Here is a 16,729-nt window from a genome sequence, read left to right on the forward strand (position 1 = left end):
CGTCTTCTACCGCCCCGACTGGCGGTAGGCGACCCAGCCGCCGAACTCGGTGATGTCCACCGCGTCGGCGGCTGCGTCGTGCGTGCACCCGAATCCGACGACCGAGCGGCCGTCCGAGAGTTCCACGCTCGTCAGCGTCATCGGAGCGGGCAGAGCCGCCAGAAAACGGCCCAGTCCCGCTTCGGAGATGCGGAACAGTTCGCCCGCGATCGAGGCCCCTGCTCCGGCACCGTGGCGCACCAGGCCGGGCTTCGACGGTGTGGTGTCCAGTGCCATCAGGCGATACGCATCGGACGTACGGATCTCTTCCGTGAAGCGCGCTCCGAGATTCTCGAGCTGGAAGTGGAGCGGTTGCCCACGCAGGTGTGCTCCGAACACGGCGAGGTCCACGCCGGAATCCACGAAGAGCGGAGCCGTGCCGCCCGTCAGTGCCGCCGCGACGTCGATCGCGATCTGATCGTGGAACGCCGGTACGACCACCATGACGCCGAACGGGTTGCCCGCGGCCGTGGGTTGTCCGGGCACCGCCACCGCCGCCATATCCAGCAGGTTGCAGAAATTCGTGTACGTCCCCATGCGGCGGTTGATTCCGAGTGGATCCGCCTGCACCGCAGCGATAGTCGGATGTTCGGTCGTCGTGGGCAGTAGCAGCCCGTCGAACCCGTCGAGGAGACGCACCGCCTGAGCCTTCGTGCGGGTGAGGGTGTCGAGGTCCGCGACGAGTTCGTGCGCGGCAGGCTTTCTCGCCCCGGCGACGATCGCGGCGACCGTCGGGTCCGCACCGGCCGGCGCGGCGGAGAGGAACTCGCCCACCGCGGCGTAGCGCTCGGCGACCACCGCGCCGTCGTAGAGCAGAGTTGCCGCGTCGAGGAGAGGGGAGATGTCCACCTCGTCGACGTCGATTCCGCGCTGCTGGGCCGCGACCACCGTGAGGGCGAACGCTTCGCGGTACTCGTCGCACAGTGCGTCGAGGTCCTCCGGCCGCGGCACGGCCAGGCGAATCGCCGACGACGCGGCCAGTCGGACATCGGCGGGCCAGGAACGGCTGCGTGCATCGCGAGGGTCCGGGCCCGCCATCACCGCCGCCGCGGCTGTGGCGAGATCGAGGTCTCGCGCGAGCACGGTCAAGCAGTCGTAATCGATACAGGCAGGAACGACTCCGTACGTCGGGATGACACCGAGCGTGGCTTTGATGCCGACGATGCCGTTCAACGCTGCGGGCACCCTTCCGGATCCGGCTGTGTCCGTGCCGATCCCGATGTCGGCAATGCCCAGGCCCACCGCGACGGCCGAACCCGAACTGGATCCGCCCGAGACGCGCTCCGGGTCCCACGCACTCCGCACTGCACCGTACGGACTGCGGGAACCCACCAGCCCGGTCGCGAACTGGTCGAGGTTCGTCTTGCCGAGCACCACGGCACCGGCCTCGACGAGTCGCGCGACGCCGGTGGCGGTGGTCTCGGGGGTATAGGCGAATTCGGGGCACCCCGAGGTCGTGGGTAGCTCCGCGACGTCCACGTTGTCCTTCACGGCCACGAGCAGGCCCGCGAGGGGCAGGCTCTCACCCGCGGCGACGCGTGCGTCGACCGCTGCGGCGTCGGCGAGAATACCGGTGGCGTCGCGGAGGGCGATCCACACCTCGGGCCGATCCACTTCCTCGATGCGGCGCAACGCATTCCGGGCTCGCTCGGTAGCGGTGATCGCGCTGCCCGGGGCGAGGGCCGCACTGTCGTTCCGTGCGCTGCCGGTACTCACGGTCATGCTGCTGCTCCGATCACGAGGAGTGGGGTGCCGGGCGCCACTTTGCTACCGGGTTCCACGAGGACTTTCAGAACTGTTCCCGCCGCGTCGGTGAGGACAGGCATCTCGAGCTTCATCGCTTCGAGAATAACTGCGGTGGTACCGGAGGCCACGTGGTCACCTTCGGTCACCTCGACCCGCCAGACGTTGCCGACCATCGGTGCCTCCACGACCGTCGCGCCCGCAGGCATTCCGGCGAGGGGGTCGACGGGTGCGGACACCTCGACGGGTTCGGCATCGACGCGGTCGAACTCACCGGCGGCGTGCCACGCGCTCTTCTCGACTTCGAACGCCACGGATTGTTTCTCGTCGAACGCTGCGATCGACTCGGCATTGTCTTCGAGGAATCGGAGATGGTCGGCGAGAACGAACGTGCCGTCCGAGACGTCGGCGTCGAACCGGCCGGCCTTCGACGCGGCCCGGTACTCGAGCAACTGCTCCGGTGTCACCGGCTCCCAGACGATGCGGTCGAAGAACCGGAACAGCCACGGCTTGCCCTGTTCGAACGGCCCGGTCTGCCGGTAGCCGGACCAGATGGGGACGGTCCGGCCGACCAGCTGATACCCGCCCGGCGACTCCATGCCGTAGACACACAGATATTTGCCGCCGATACCGACGGCGTCGGACGGGGTCCAGGTGCGCGCCGGGTTGTACTTGGTGGTCACGAGGCGGTGCCGGGGATCGAGGGGAACCGCAAGGGGAGCACCGAGATACACGTCGCCGAGTCCGAGGACGAGATACTCGGCGTCGAAGACGGCGTCACGCACCTGGTCGACGGACTCCAATCCGTTGATGCGGCGGATGAATTCGATGTTCGACGGCAGCCAGGGCGCCTCGTCGCGGACACCGCTCCGGTACCGGGAGATCGCCTCGGAGATCGACGGGTCGTCGAACGAGAGCGGAAGACGCACGGTGCGACTCGGAACCACGAGGTCGCGTGTCGCGGGGAGTTCGGTCTCGAGATCCTGCAGCACACCGAGTAGGCGGTAGGCCGGCAGCACATCAGGATCGAAGTGGATGTGCAGCGACCGCACGCCGGGCGTCACGTCCACGATTCCCGGAAGACCTGTCGCTGCGAGAGCCTCGGAGAGTGCGTGCACGCGCATGCGCAACCCCAGGTCGAGCACCATGTCCCCGTACTCGACGAGGATGTTGTCGTCGCCGCCGCGCAGATAGACGGCCTCGGGACGGTCGAGGACGGCCTCCGTCCGGCCCAGTCGGCCGCCGTCGGACGTGGTCTGCCGTTCCACCGGCGGAAGGTCCGCTCCGCGGACGGTGGCGGTGCGCAAGGCGGCCGCACCGGCGTCGGTCACCGGGACGAACCGCAACGAGTCACCCGGCCGGATCTGTCCCAGCTTCCAGCGGTGACCGGACACGACGGTGAGCGGGCACGCGAACCCGCCGAGGCTGGGGCCGTCGGGACCGAGCAGGATCGGGGTGTCACCCGAGACGTTGAGAGCGCCGACGCTGTACGGATTGTCGTGCAGGTTCGACGGGTGGAGACCGGCGTCGCCACCATCGGTGCGCGACCAGGTGGGTTTCGGGCCGTCGAGCCGGATACCGGTCCGGTTGGCGTGGCTCTGCACCGTCCAGGTGGTGTCGTAGAACTGGCTGATGTCTTCGGGGGTGAAGTAGTCGGGTGCCGGTTGCGGACCTTCGGTGACCGCGAGGTGCCAGGTGTGCGTGAACTCCGGCCGCCCCTCGGCCGGCACGGGAGCGGGCTCGCGGTCGGTGGCGGTGTCGGCGACGCCCAGGACATCGCCGGTGGCCACGGCGCGCCCGGTGACGCCACCGAAGCCGCCGAGCGTGAAGGTCGACGCGCTGCCGTGGTACAGCGGTACGTCGAGGCCACCGCGCACGGCGACGTAGGTGCGCAGGCCGGTGTCGGCGGGGGCACCCACGTCGAGCACCGCACCGGCGGGAACCTCGATCGGCTCCCACATCGGCACCGGCTCGCCGTCCAGCGTCACCTCGGCCGGGGCGCCGGTGACACACACGTACGTGGCGTCGGAGAACTCGAGGCGCGGGCCCTGCAGCGTGCATTCGAGTCCGGGAGCGCCCTCGGGATTTCCGACGGCCACGTTCGCCGCACGCAACGACAGGTCGTCCATCGGCCCGGACGGCGGGATTCCCACCTCCCACAACCCGGTACGGCCGGGAAAGTCCTGGACGGTGGTCATCGTGCCCGCCCGCACCACGTCGATACGGTGCCCGGTCGCGCGCAGTCCCGCCAGGGTGGAGGTGGCGTGCTCGGCGGCCAGAACCGGAGGGGCCGTGCAGATACGGCGAAGCTGGGGCAGGTTCGTCTGGACCCCGTAGAGATGGGTGTCGTCGAGCGCGTCGGCCAATGCCGCGAAGGCGGTGCGGCGGGACTCGCCGTGCACGATCACCTTGGCGAGCATCGGGTCGTAGAACGAGCTGACCTCGGTCCCGGTGTCCACCCACGTCTCGATCCGGGTGTGTGCGGGGAACTCCACCTGGGTGAGCAGGCCCGCGCTCGGCCGGTAGTCGTGTCCGGGGTCCTCGGCGTACACCCGCGCTTCCACTGCGTGGCCGCTGATCGCCGGTCCGGTGTCGGGCAGCGCGTCGAGCATGTCGGTCTCACCGCGCGCGAGCCGGAGCATCCATTCGACGAGGTCGACCCCGGTGACCTCTTCGGTCACAGGATGTTCCACCTGGAGCCGGGTGTTCATTTCGAGGAAGGATGCCTCACCTCGGTCGATGTCGTAGACGAACTCCACCGTTCCCGCAGACCGATAGTGCACCGAGTCCGCGAGCGCGCGGGAAGACGACAGCAACTGTTCGACGATCTCGTCGGGCAGGTTCGGAGCGGGTGCTTCCTCGACGACCTTCTGATTGCGGCGCTGCAGGGAGCAGTCGCGGGTGCCGAGACTGAGGGTGCGGCCGTGCCCGTCGCCGAACACCTGCACTTCGATGTGTCGCGCATGTGCCACGAACCGTTCGAGGAACACACCGGACGAGGAGAAATTGGCCGACGCGAGGCGCAGCACCCGTTCGTAGGCGGAGCGGAGATCGTCGGGACCGAAGCATGCCTGCATGCCGATGCCCCCGCCGCCGCCGACCGCTTTGAGCATGACGGGATATCCGATGTCCTCGGCTGCGACGAGCGCATCGTCGAGCGAGCCGAGTAGTCCGCTGCCCGCCACGAGCGGAACACCCACGGCGCGCGCGGCCTCTCTCGCGGTGTGTTTGTCACCGAACACGCGTAGTTGCTCTGGCGTCGGCCCGACGAACGCGATACCCGCGGCCTCGCACGCGGCGGCGAAATCGGCGTTCTCGGAGAGGAATCCGTAGCCCGGATGGATCGCGCCGGCGCCGGTCGCCTGGGCGGCCTCGATCACCAGATCGGCGCGCAGATACGACTCGGCTGCGGGGGCCGGGCCGAGTCGCACGGCCACGTCGGCGAGTTCGACGTGTGCGGCGGAGGCGTCGGCGTCGGAGTACACGGCGACGGTCTTGAGGCCGAGCAGATGGGCCGAACGCATGATGCGGCAGGCGATCTCGCCGCGGTTGGCGACGAGCAGGGTATCGAAGGCGTAGGTCAAGGCGAGCTCCTCGGATAGGGGCGGGACGGCAGCGCTGTCAGTCGGCCAGCGACATCGCGGTGACCGCGCGGGTCACCCTGTCGAGAACAACGGAGAGAGATTCGCCGATATGGCGGTGGAGCAGGGTACGAGCGGTAGGCAGGTCGTCGTCGAGGACGGCGTCGAGGATGCCGAGATGCTCTGCGATCGACGTTTCGATGCGGCTGTTGACCATGAAGTCGTACATCCGTACATGGCGAATCCGGGAGTTGACGGATTCGAGGGCGGTGACGAGTTCGGCGTTTCCGGACGACGCCAGCAGCGCCACATGGAACTCCTCGTCGGCGACGACGAAGCCCGGTTCCTGTGCCGGCGGATCGTCGGCGAGGGCCCGCCACCGCGTACGCTCGGATTCGAGCGCCGTCCGGTCGTGCCGCACGGCCGCATCGTCGAGTGCGCGGGTGATGCCCTGCAATTCCAGGGTGATTCGCAGTTCGTACAGGTTCCGGATGCGCGGAATGCTCGGCGGCTGGGGTGAGAATCCGTAGTCTTCTCTGCGAATCAGACCGTCGGAGACGAGCATCGCGAGTGCTTCGCGTACCGGGGTGCGTGAGATGCCGAACCGTGCAGCGAGTTTCGGCTCCGTCATGCGGTCGCCGACACGGACCGACCCGTTCATCACATCGTCACGCAACTGGCGGTAGACCTGGAGCCGCAGCGGCTCCGGTGTCCCTGTGTCCGTTTCTGTCGACATAGCTGTATACGCTATTGACCTGCGATGACACCGTTGTGACGCCGTGTTACGGCCGGGTTAGAGGATGCTCACGTTCACCGTGTGAGCAGGTGCCGGTGACTAACCGAAGTCGCGTTCGAGGCGGAGAGTGCCGATCGTGGTGGCCAGACCGTCGTATTGGGTGACCAGCAAGCAGAATTCGATGAGCTTTCGATCGTCGAGGTGATCCGCGAGCGTCGACCACGTCTCGTCCGAGAGATCTTTCGTCGCGACCAGTTCGTCGACGGCGCCGAGGATCGCGCGGTGACGGGGGCTCCAGCCCTCGGCGTCCGGCCCGGCGACGATGCGCGCACGGAGGTCGTCGGTGATGCCGGCGCGCCGGCCCAGCCGGGTGTGATGGTCGGTCTCGTATGCGCTGCCCCGCAAGTGCGCGACCCGCAGGATGATCATCTCGCCCTCGAAGCGGCCGAGCCTGCCGAAGGGCATCAACATGCCGGAATAGTGCAGCCATCCCCGGAACAACCGGCCCGTCCGTCCGAGCGTGCTGAACAGATGGGCGTCGGTGGTCCCCGCCGCCGCGGAGAGCGCTTTCCATGCGGCCCAGTTGAGAGGACCGAGTTCCCTGAAACGTCCGGGCCGGATGCGGGGCGTCATACCCGCCAGTGTCGCACGATCACTCACGGACCGCCCGGGCAAGCCGCGCCACGTTCAGGGCTTCCTCCGAGCGCCGTACGACTACGGTCCGGGAGGTGCCGATGTGTTCGAGGAGCATGCGGTGCGCGTCGTCGAGTCTGTTGTCCAGGACGAGTTCCGCGACGGCGATGTGCTCGTCGACCGTGTCGGAGATCCGGTCCGGGGTGAGGTAGTCGAACATGCGCACCGGCCGCACTTTCTGATTGACCACGGCAAGTGCGTCGCACAGCGCACGGTTTCCGGACGCCGCCAGCATCGTGAGATGGAATTGCTCGTCGAGCGTCACAAATCCTGCGTCGGGTTCCGGAAGATTCAGGCGGATGTCGTACCAGCGGTCGAGTTCGGGACCGAGAATGTCTGGGTCGTGCCGGATGGAGTCGTCGTCCCGCGCGCGCCGAATTCCGCGAAGTTCCAGGGTGATCCGGAGTTCGTAGAGGCCCGCGAGATCTTCGAGGCGCGGCCGATACGGAAACAACCCGTACTCGCGACGTTCGACGAGACCGTCGGACACGAGCCGAGCCAGCGCCTCGCGCACCGGGGTGCGCGACACCCCGTAGTGCTCGGCGAGCCGTTCCTCACTGAGGCGTTCGTCGGGGGTGAGGTCGCCGGACATCAGGTCGGTGCGCAAGGCCCGGTAGACCTGCTCCCGCCGGGTGACGCCGGGACGCATCAGATCGCCATCGCCGCGCGGACGGTTGTCGCGGCGTCCGCGCCACCCTCTCCGGTGGAGGTCACGCGCCCGGATTCGAGCACGTAGTAGTGGCGCGCGTTGTCGAGGGCGAAGCCGATGTGCTGTTCGACGAGCAGGACACCGAGGTTTCCGCCGCGACTGAGTTCGACGATGGTGTTCTCGATCTCGGCGACCACCGAGGGCTGGATGCCTTCGGTCGGTTCGTCGAGGATGAGCATGCGCGGCTCGGTGATCAGAGCGCGCGCGATCGCGAGTTGCTGACGCTGGCCGCCGGAGAGCAGCCCCGCGCGACGGTCGAGCAGTGGGACGAGCGCGGGGAACAGGTCGAGCATATCGGCGACGAGCTTCTTGCCGTTCTTGCGGCCGTCCGCGACGACCTGCAGGTTTTCGCTACAGGTGAGCTGCCCGAACGACTGCTGGCCCTGCGGCACGTAGGCGAGTCCCCGGGCCACGCGTGCTGCCGGCCGGAGCCCGCTGATGTCGTGCCCGTCGAACAGGATCTTGCCCGAGGAGATCGGAAGCAGACCGACGGCAGCGCGCAGCAGCGTGGTCTTCCCGGCGCCGTTGTGGCCCATCACGGCGGCGACTCCGTCGGAGGGAACGGTGACCGAGACACCGTGGATGACTTCGGTGCGGCCGTAACCGGCTCGCACGTCGACGAGTTCGAGCATCATGCCTCCTGGAAGGTGTCGGTGCCGTCGGAACCGACCGCAGCTGCGGTGCCGAGGTAGACCTCTTGGACCTGCGGATCGTTCTGCACTTCTTCGACGGTGCCGTCCGCGATGACCTTGCCGCGGGCCAGCACGGTCACGGAGGTCGCGAACGCACGCATGAAGTCCATGTCGTGTTCGACCACCACGACGGTGCGCTGCGCGCCGATACGGCGCAGCAGCCGGCCGGTTTCCTCGCGTTCGTCGCCGCTCATGCCCGCGACCGGTTCGTCGAGCAGCAACACGTCGGCGTTCTGGACGAGGAGCATTCCGATCTCGAGCCACTGCTTCTGGCCGTGCGCGAGGATGCCTGCCGGCGTGTCGCGGTGGGCGGACAAGCCGATCGTCTCGAGGGCTTCCTCGATTTCGGGCAGCACATCTTTACGGCGTCGCAGTAGTTGCCACGGGGAGCGCCCGGCACCTGCGGCGATATCGAGATTCTGGAGCACCGACAGTTCCTCGAACACCGACGCGGTCTGGAACGTCCGGCCGACGCCGAGGCGGGCGATCTTGTGCGTCTTCTTGCCGACGAGTTCGATTCCGGACTTGGTGATGGAACCGGTTGCGGGGACCAGGCCCGTGACCGCGTCGACGAGGGTGGTCTTGCCCGCGCCGTTGGGTCCGATCAGGAAGCGCAGGTCTCCCTGCAGGAGTGTGAGGTTCACTCCGTCGACGGCGTGGAAGCCGTCGAAGGTGACTCGCAGATCGCGGATTTCGAGGTAGTCGCTGGCCATGCCGGCGTTGCCGCCGTAGACGGGTGCGTTCATCGTGCCGGCTCCAATTCGGTCGTCGCTGCGGGTACGTCGTCGGCGGGTGGTGCGGGCCGGGACCGGCGGCGCCGGCGCCATACGGTGGCGAGTCCGGCCAGGCCGGCGGGGAAGAAGCCGACCACCACGATGAACAGCAGTCCCTGAGCGTAGGTCCAGGCCGAGGGGAAGTTCTCCGACAGCGCGGTCTGGGCCCACGCGACTCCGATCGCGCCGAGGACCGGCCCGAGCAGGGTGCTGCGGCCTCCGATGGCGACGCCGATGAGGAAAGCGATGGACGGAACGATGCCGATGTCGGCGGGGGAGATGATGCCGACGATGGGAACGAACATCGCTCCGGCGATGCCGGCGAAGAACGCGGCGACGGTGTAGGCCACCACCTTGATGTTGGCGGGGTCGTAGCCGAGGAACCGGACGCGTTCCTCCTGGTCGCGCACCGCGACGAGCAGTTCACCGTAGCGGGACTGCATCAACTGCCGGGTTGCGGCGACGACGAGCAGCAGGATGGCCGCCACGATGAAGAACAGCATCCGCTTGTTGACGGGATCGGAGAGTTCGAAGCCGAAGAAGGTGCGGAACCGGTTGAGGCCGTTGGAACCGCCGGTGGACTGCTGACCGACGAGCAGGATGGCGAAGGCGGCGGCGAGGGCCTGGGACAGGATCGCGAAGTAGGCGCCTTTCACACGTCGCTTGAACACACCGAGCCCGAGCAGTGCCGCGACGAGCGCCGGGACGATGAGGATCGCCAGGATCGCGACGAACGGTGAGGTGAACGGCACCCAATATGCCGGTAGCTCACGGATTCCCGCGATCTGCATGAAGTCGGGGACGGAGTCCTCACGCAACTGTGCGTCGGCAATTTTGAGATGCATTGCCATGATGTATGCGCCGAGCCCGAAGAACACGCCCTGCCCGAGGGTCAGCATGCCGCCGCGCCCCCATGCGAGCCCGATTCCGACGGCGACGATCGCGAAGCACAGGAACTTGCCGAGCAGGCCCAGCCGGAAGTCGGACAGGAACGCCGGCGCGATGCCGAACAACACGAGCGCGGCGAGCGCGAATCCTGCTGCGGTGCGGACGGGTCCGGGTTGTGTCAGGGACCGGGGGGAGAACGTCACAGACATCAGACCAGGCTCCTCGTCTTGACGGCGAACAGGCCTTGGGGACGGACCTGCAGGAAGATCACGATGATCACGAAGACGATCACCTTCGCGATCGAAGCGGTGGTGGAGTATTCGATGAACGAATTGAGCAGACCCAGGGCGACGGCGGCGAGCACGGCGCCTTCGATCCTGCCGAGGCCGCCGATGACGACGACGAGGAACGCGTCGATCAGGTAGGCCTGCCCGATGGTCGGGCTGGTCGAGCCGATCAGCGTCAGCGCCACGCCGGCAAGGCCCGCGAGGCCCGAACCGAGGAAGAACGTGGTGATATCGGTGCGGCGCGAGGAGATCCCGACGGTTTCCGCGAGGTCGCGGTTCTGCACGACCGCGCGGATCCGGCGGCCCATCGGGGTGTACTTCATCGAGGCGATGAGTGCGATCACGCAGATCACCGACAGCGCCAAGATGAACAGGCGGGTTTTCGGTACCACCGCGCCCAGGATCTCGACACCGCCCGACAGCCAGGCCGGGGCCACGACGTTGACGGCGGGTGCGCCGAAGATGTCGCGGGCGGCCTGCTGGAGCAGCAGGCCCACACCGAACGTGACGAGCAGGGTGTCGAGGGGCCGGTGGTACATGCGGCGGATGAGGGTGACCTCGAGCAGGACACCCATCGCCCCACCGACCAGGAAGCCGACGAGCAGCGAGACGAACAGGGACACACCCGCGGACGAGATCACCTGCTGGACCACGAAGGCGGTGTAGCTGCCGGCCATGATGAATTCGCCGTGGGCCATGTTGATCACGCCCATCTGCCCGAAGGTCAGCGACAGGCCCAGTGCCGCCAGCAGCAGGATCGAACCGATACTCAATCCTGTGAACAACTGTCCTACAAGGACATCCATGGTGCCTCCCTGGTCGGCTTCCCGGTCGTGAGCGTCAGTTTCCGGAGAGTCCGGCAGCCCAGTCGTAGGACTCGAGGTACGGATCGGGATCGACGGCGCCGTCCGACTCCCACACGGTGTAGATCAGGCCGTCGCCGCGGATTTCACCGATACGGGCGGTCTTGGTGATGTGGTGGTTGTCGCCGTCGATCGTCACGGTGCCTTCAGGAGCGTCGAAAGAGACTCCGTCGGAAGCTTTCACGACGTCCTCGACCGCAAACGACTCGGCCTTCTCGACGCTGTTCTTCCACAGGTAGACCGAGGTGTAAGCAGCTTCCATCGGGTCGGACGTCGGCTTGTTCGCGCCGTACTTCGCCTTGTACGCCTCGACGAACGACGCGTTCTCGGGGGACTCGACGGTCTGGTAGTAGTTCCACGCGGTGAGCTGGCCTTCGATGTTCTGCGCGCCGATACCCACGACCTCTTCCTCGGCGATGGACACCGAGACGACCGGCATGTCCTTCGCGTCGAGACCCGCGTTGGTGTACTCACGGAAGAACGCGACGTTGGAATCGCCGTTCAGCGTGTTGAATACGGCGTCCGCGTCGGCGGTGCGGACCTTGTTGACGATGGTGGAGAAGTCGGTCGACCCGAGCGGGGTGTAGTCCTCGCCCTTGATCTCGATGCCGTTCGCCTCGGCGTAGGCCTTGATGATCCGGTTCGCGGTCTGCGGGAACACGTAGTCGCTGCCCACCAGGTACAAGGACTTCACGCCCTGTTCCTTGAGGTAGTCCAGCGCCGGCACGATCTGCTGGTTGGTGGTCGCACCGGTGTAGAAGATGTTCGACGACGACTCGAGGCCCTCGTACTGGACCGGGTAGTACAGCAATGCGTTGCGATCCTCGAACACCGGGAGCATCGCCTTGCGGCTGGACGATGTCCATCCTCCGAATACCGCTGCGACACAATCGGAGCTGATGAGCTTCTCGGCCTTCTCGGCGAAGACCGTCGGCTCCGAGGCACCGTCTTCCGCGACGACCTGGATCTGCTTTCCGAGGACGCCGCCGTCCGCGTTGATCTCTTCCACGGCGAGGGCGATCGAGTCACGCACGGTGACCTCGGAGATCGCCATCGTGCCCGAGAGCGAGTTCAGCGAACCGACCTTGATGGTGTCGCCCGAGGTGTCGACACAGGACGTGCCACCGGAGGCGCCCGCCGACGAGTCGGGCGTGTCTCCCGCGCGGCTTCCACAGGCGGTCAGGACGAGACCGACGGCGACCAGCGCTGCAGGCGCCGCGATGGCGCGAGTGGCGAACTTGGACCTGGCAACTGACATGAAGGTGCCCTTCCTTCGAAGGTGGGACCGGAGAGGACCGGTGTATCCGGCGGCGTATACAACTCTGTATCCGCGAGGCCAAACACTAGAAGGGCGTTGTTGCGCCAGAATATCTCCCGGTCACAGTTGTGTGACGCGGGTGACGAGTGTGTTACATCGTCCTTACAGCGCTGTGTGCGAGTCGGTGACGCGTCGTCAGCGGACGAGATACGGAGACACCGAACTGCGGTGCTCGTTGATGTCGATCTCCTTGCCGAGGGGCGGGAACGCCCGCTGCGGGCAGTTCACGCGCTCGCACACGCGGCAGCCCGACCCGATCGGGGTGCCGGGATTGCTTTCGTCGAGGTCGAGACCGTCGGCGTAGACGAGACGGTGGGCGTGGCGCAGTTCGCAGCCCAGCCCGATCGCGAAGGTCTTGGACGGCTGCCCGTAGCGAGCCGCGCGGCGCTCGACGGTGCGGGCAACCCACAGGTAGCGCCGGCCGTCGGGCATCTGCGCGATCTGCGTCATGATCTTGCCGGGGTAGGCGAACGTCTCGTACACGTTCCAGAGGGGACAGGTGCCACCGCTCGTCGAGAAGTGGAATCCGGTCGCCGACTGCCGTTTCGACATGTTGCCGGCGCGGTCGACCCGGACGAAGGAGAACGGGACGCCACGCAGCTTGGGCCGCTGCAGTGTGGAGAGGCGGTGCGTGATCGTCTCGTAGCTCACGCCGTAGAAAGCGGAGAGCCGCTCGATGTCGTACCGGAAGTTCTCGGAGATCTCGTGGAACTGCGTGTACGGCAGGAGCAGTGCGGCCGCCCAGTAGTTGGCCAGGCCCAAGCGGGCGAGAGTGCGCGACGCGTCGCTCGTGAACGCACCTTCGTCGACGAGGCGGTCGATGAGGTCTCCGCATTCGAGGTACGCCAGCTCGATGGCGAGTTTGAACACCTGCTGGCCACCCGACAGCTGGGGCGCTACCTCGAGGATCCGGGTCTCCGGGTCGTAGCGGTGGAGGATGTTCTCGCCGAGGTCGATGCGCTTGACGATCTGGACGTCGTGCGCAGTCTGCATGCGCTTGGCGATCTCCCCGCCCACGTCGCCACGGTGGAATCGGATCCGGTTGGCGAGTTCCTCCGCTGCCGTGTCGAGATCGTGCAGGTAGTTGTGGCGCTGATAGAAGTAGTCGCGCACTTCTTCGTGCGGCATGGTGATGGCGCCGCTGCCGCTGCCGTCGCTGTAGCGGTCTTCGGTCGCCGCGGCGAGTTGCGCGGTGGTGTTCCGGAACCGGCGGTGCATGTTGACCATGGCGCGCGCCAGGTTGGGATGCGCCGCGACCATCTCCGCGATCTCCTGGGCATCGGTGTCGATGCCCATCTCCTGGTCGAGCGCGACCTCACGCATCTCTGCGATGAGCCGGGTGTCGTCCTGGGAGGAGAAGAACGTCGTGTCGACCCCGAACACTTCGCTGATGCGCAGGAGTACCGGCACGGTGAGAGGCCGGACGTCGTGTTCGATCTGGTTCAGGTAGCTGGCGGAGATCTCGAGCGTCTTGGCAAGCGCGGCCTGGCTCAGTCCCCGCTCGGTGCGTAGCTGGCGCAAGCGGGCGCCGACGAAGGTCTTGGCCATTCGCCCAGGGTAAAGCCCGGTCGGGGTGCTTCGCAATGTGTTGTTCGCAGGTTGTTAAGAGAAGGCGTCCGTTGAGCGCCGGGGAGGCGGATCCGGCCGGTGCCGGTCCTGTGAGTGCGCTCACAGAGGCGCGGGTTCGGTGGTGAGTGCCGGGCTCGGTGGCGCGTCCTCCGGCTCCGGTCGTCGCCACATTACTTTTCCGGCATAAGCCGAGGTAGGAACCTACCGGCGGGTAACCAAAGGGTAAAAAACCCGGTCGTTGGCGCGGCCACTTATTAGCAACCTTTGCAAGTGCTGGTTCGAACCTAGCCAAGATTGGCATTAGCAACAGGTAGACGGGGTTTTTCGGCTGTGTCATTGTCATGGGGTACATCCGAAAGGAACGCAAAGGATGTGAAGCCGTACGTATGTACTGCTGAGCGTTCATAGCGGATTCAGATCGAGAGAGTGGAGCTTTTTGATGTCGACCACCGGCACCCCGAGGACCGCTGAGGAAATTCAGAAGGACTGGGACACCAACCCCCGCTGGAACGGGGTTACCCGTAACTACACGGCCGAGCAGGTCGCGAAGCTGCAGGGCACCGTCGTCGAAGAGGCCACCCTCGCGCGTCGCGGCTCCGAGATCCTGTGGGATCTCGTCAACAACGAGGACTACATCAACTCCCTGGGCGCCCTCACCGGCAACCAGGCTGTGCAGCAGGTCCGCGCCGGCCTCAAGGCCATCTACCTGTCCGGCTGGCAGGTTGCCGGCGACGCGAACCTGTCGGGTCACACCTACCCGGACCAGTCGCTGTACCCGGCGAACTCGGTCCCGCAGGTCGTGCGCCGTATCAACAACGCACTGCTGCGCGCCGACGAGATCGCCAAGGTCGAGGGTGACACCTCGGTCGAGAACTGGCTGGCACCGATCGTCGCCGACGGCGAAGCCGGCTTCGGTGGCGCACTCAACGTCTACGAGCTGCAGAAGGCCATGATCGCGGCCGGCGTTGCCGGTTCCCACTGGGAGGACCAGCTCGCTTCCGAGAAGAAGTGCGGCCACCTCGGTGGCAAGGTGCTCATCCCCACCCAGCAGCACATCCGCACCCTGACCTCGGCTCGCCTCGCAGCCGACGTCGCAGACGTCCCGACGGTCGTCATCGCCCGTACCGACGCGGAGGCAGCCACGCTGATCACCTCCGATGTCGACGAGCGCGACCGTGAGTTCCTCGACGGCACCCGTACCGCCGAAGGCTTCTACGGCGTCAAGAACGGCATCGAGCCCTGCATCGCTCGCGCCAAGGCATACGCCCCGTACTCCGACCTCATCTGGATGGAGACCGGCGTGCCGGACCTCGAGGTTGCGAAGAAGTTCGCCGAGGCCGTCCGCAGCGAGTTCCCGGACCAGCTGCTCGCCTACAACTGCTCCCCGTCCTTCAACTGGAAGGCACACCTGGACGACGCGACCATCGCGAAGTTCCAGAAGGAGCTCGGCGCGATGGGCTTCAAGTTCCAGTTCATCACGCTGGCGGGCTTCCACTCGCTCAACTACGGCATGTTCGACCTGGCGCACGGCTACGCCCGCGAGGGCATGACCGCCTTCGTCGACCTGCAGGAGCGCGAGTTCAAGGCTGCTGCAGAGCGTGGCTTCACCGCCATCAAGCACCAGCGTGAGGTCGGCGCCGGCTACTTCGATTCGATCGCCACCACCGTCGATCCCAACACCTCCACGGCTGCCCTGAAGGGCTCCACCGAGGAAGGCCAGTTCCACTAGGAACAGCGCCACCCAGGTCCACCCCGCGACGGGATCCCTCAGGTCCCCGATATCCCGCCGCGGGGTGCGCGCGCATCCAGCGACGACCTCTCACGACCCCACAAACGAGAAGGAGCTGACGTGACCAGCGAAAAGATTCAGCGCGTCGGCGTGATCGGCGCCGGCATCATGGGCGCAGGTATCGCCGAGGTGTGCGCACGCGCTCATGTCGACGTACTCGTGTTCGAGCAGACCCGCGAACTCGCGGCGGCCGGACGCGCCCGCATCCTCCGGTCGCTCGACCGTGGGGTGAGCACCGGCAAGATCACCGAACGCGAGCGGGAGCAGGCTGCATGGCGGTTGCGCTTCACCTCCGATCTCGGTGACTTCGCCGACCGTCAGCTCGTCGTGGAGGCCGTCGTCGAGGACGAGAAGGTGAAGAGTGAAATCTTCGCCGAACTCGACAAGATCGTTACCGATCCCCACGCGGTGCTGGCGTCCAACACGTCGTCGATCCCGATCATGAAGCTCGGCATCGCGACTGCGGCTCCCGAGCGAGTCATCGGAATGCACTTCTTCAACCCGGTGCCGGTGCTCCCGCTCGTCGAACTGGTCACCACGCTGAAGACCGGTTCCACGGTCGCTCGGCGCGCGGAGGCGTTCGCTGCGGATGTGCTCGGCAAGCAGGTCGTCCGTTCGTCGGACCGTGCCGGCTTCATCGCGAACGCGCTGCTCGTGCCGTACCTGCTGTCGGCGATCCGGATGGTCGAATCCGGGTTCGCAACCAAGGACGATATCGACAAGACGATGGTGCTGGGCTGTGCTCACCCGATGGGCCCCCTCGCACTGACCGATCTCGTCGGACTCGACACGGTGAAGGCGATTGCCGACTCGATGTACGAGGAGTTCAAGGAGCCCCTGTACTCCGCTCCGCCGCTGCTGCAGCGGATGGTCGAGGCAGGGCTCGTCGGAAAGAAGTCGGGCGCCGGCTTCTACGAGTACGCCGACAAGGGCCGCGCGATCAAGAAGGCCAGCTAGCCAGTCAGCACCAACGTACTTCGGCGCCCGTGCTCCGACAGCAGTGCTTCACGCACCGGCTGCCGGTGCACGGGCGCGAAGTGCATGAGGGA

Annotated in this window: 13 protein-coding genes; 2 read left to right on the forward strand and 11 right to left on the reverse strand. The window is 66.6% G+C overall.

What is annotated here, in order from left to right:
- Positions 1–6: 6 nt before the first annotated feature.
- From atzF to ramB, 11 genes are all read right to left on the reverse strand, one after another.
- Positions 7–1,761 carry an allophanate hydrolase gene (atzF, locus tag ACLQ3J_RS06540; protein WP_425902605.1) on the reverse strand — a complete coding sequence of 585 codons (1,755 nt, stop codon included), beginning with the start codon at positions 1,759–1,761 and terminating at the stop codon, positions 7–9.
- Positions 1,758–5,366, reverse strand: a complete 3,609-nt coding sequence (gene uca / locus ACLQ3J_RS06545) for an urea carboxylase (RefSeq protein ID WP_425902607.1) — start codon at positions 5,364–5,366, stop codon at positions 1,758–1,760. Before uca ends, atzF begins: the two co-directional genes overlap by 4 nt.
- A gap of 37 nt (positions 5,367–5,403) precedes the next feature.
- Positions 5,404–6,099, reverse strand: a complete 696-nt coding sequence (locus ACLQ3J_RS06550; RefSeq protein WP_425902609.1) for a GntR family transcriptional regulator — start codon at positions 6,097–6,099, stop codon at positions 5,404–5,406.
- Positions 6,100–6,198: 99 nt separating this feature from the next.
- The gene (locus ACLQ3J_RS06555) at positions 6,199–6,732 is read right to left on the reverse strand and encodes a carboxymuconolactone decarboxylase family protein (RefSeq protein ID WP_169619299.1); all 534 of its coding nucleotides are present in this window, start codon (positions 6,730–6,732) and stop codon (positions 6,199–6,201) included.
- Between the two features lie 19 nt (positions 6,733–6,751).
- Positions 6,752–7,441, reverse strand: coding sequence for a GntR family transcriptional regulator (locus ACLQ3J_RS06560; RefSeq protein WP_425902610.1), 690 nt, complete (start codon positions 7,439–7,441; stop codon positions 6,752–6,754).
- Positions 7,441–8,133, reverse strand: coding sequence for an urea ABC transporter ATP-binding subunit UrtE (urtE, locus tag ACLQ3J_RS06565; protein ID WP_169619603.1), 693 nt, complete (start codon positions 8,131–8,133; stop codon positions 7,441–7,443). Before urtE ends, ACLQ3J_RS06560 begins: the two co-directional genes overlap by 1 nt.
- Positions 8,133–8,939 carry an urea ABC transporter ATP-binding protein UrtD gene (gene urtD / locus ACLQ3J_RS06570; protein ID WP_169619302.1) on the reverse strand — a complete coding sequence of 269 codons (807 nt, stop codon included), beginning with the start codon at positions 8,937–8,939 and terminating at the stop codon, positions 8,133–8,135. The genes urtE and urtD overlap by 1 nt, the downstream gene beginning before the upstream one ends.
- Complete coding sequence (gene urtC / locus ACLQ3J_RS06575) at positions 8,936–10,063, reverse strand: urea ABC transporter permease subunit UrtC (protein WP_169619304.1); 1,128 nt, start codon at positions 10,061–10,063, stop codon at positions 8,936–8,938. Before urtC ends, urtD begins: the two co-directional genes overlap by 4 nt.
- Positions 10,063–10,947, reverse strand: coding sequence for an urea ABC transporter permease subunit UrtB (urtB, locus tag ACLQ3J_RS06580; RefSeq protein ID WP_169651299.1), 885 nt, complete (start codon positions 10,945–10,947; stop codon positions 10,063–10,065). The genes urtC and urtB overlap by 1 nt, the downstream gene beginning before the upstream one ends.
- Positions 10,948–10,981: 34 nt before the next feature.
- Positions 10,982–12,262 (reverse strand): urea ABC transporter substrate-binding protein, encoded by a 1,281-nt coding sequence (gene urtA / locus ACLQ3J_RS06585; RefSeq protein WP_169619308.1) that lies wholly within the window; start codon positions 12,260–12,262, stop codon positions 10,982–10,984.
- 195 nt (positions 12,263–12,457) lie between these two features.
- Positions 12,458–13,870 (reverse strand): acetate metabolism transcriptional regulator RamB, encoded by a 1,413-nt coding sequence (gene ramB / locus ACLQ3J_RS06590; protein WP_169619310.1) that lies wholly within the window; start codon positions 13,868–13,870, stop codon positions 12,458–12,460.
- A gap of 460 nt (positions 13,871–14,330) precedes the next feature.
- On the opposite strand from ramB, the gene aceA reads away from it, so the two are divergent.
- On the forward strand, positions 14,331–15,620 hold the full coding sequence (aceA, locus tag ACLQ3J_RS06595) for an isocitrate lyase (protein WP_296551395.1): 1,290 nt from the start codon (positions 14,331–14,333) through the stop codon (positions 15,618–15,620).
- 120 nt (positions 15,621–15,740) lie between these two features.
- Positions 15,741–16,637 carry a 3-hydroxybutyryl-CoA dehydrogenase gene (locus tag ACLQ3J_RS06600; protein WP_169619314.1) on the forward strand — a complete coding sequence of 299 codons (897 nt, stop codon included), beginning with the start codon at positions 15,741–15,743 and terminating at the stop codon, positions 16,635–16,637.
- Positions 16,638–16,729 lie beyond the last annotated feature (92 nt).

Origin of the sequence: Rhodococcus sp. DT1 (assembly GCF_049844875.1) — a bacterium.
Lineage (GTDB): Bacteria > Actinomycetota > Actinomycetes > Mycobacteriales > Mycobacteriaceae > Rhodococcus.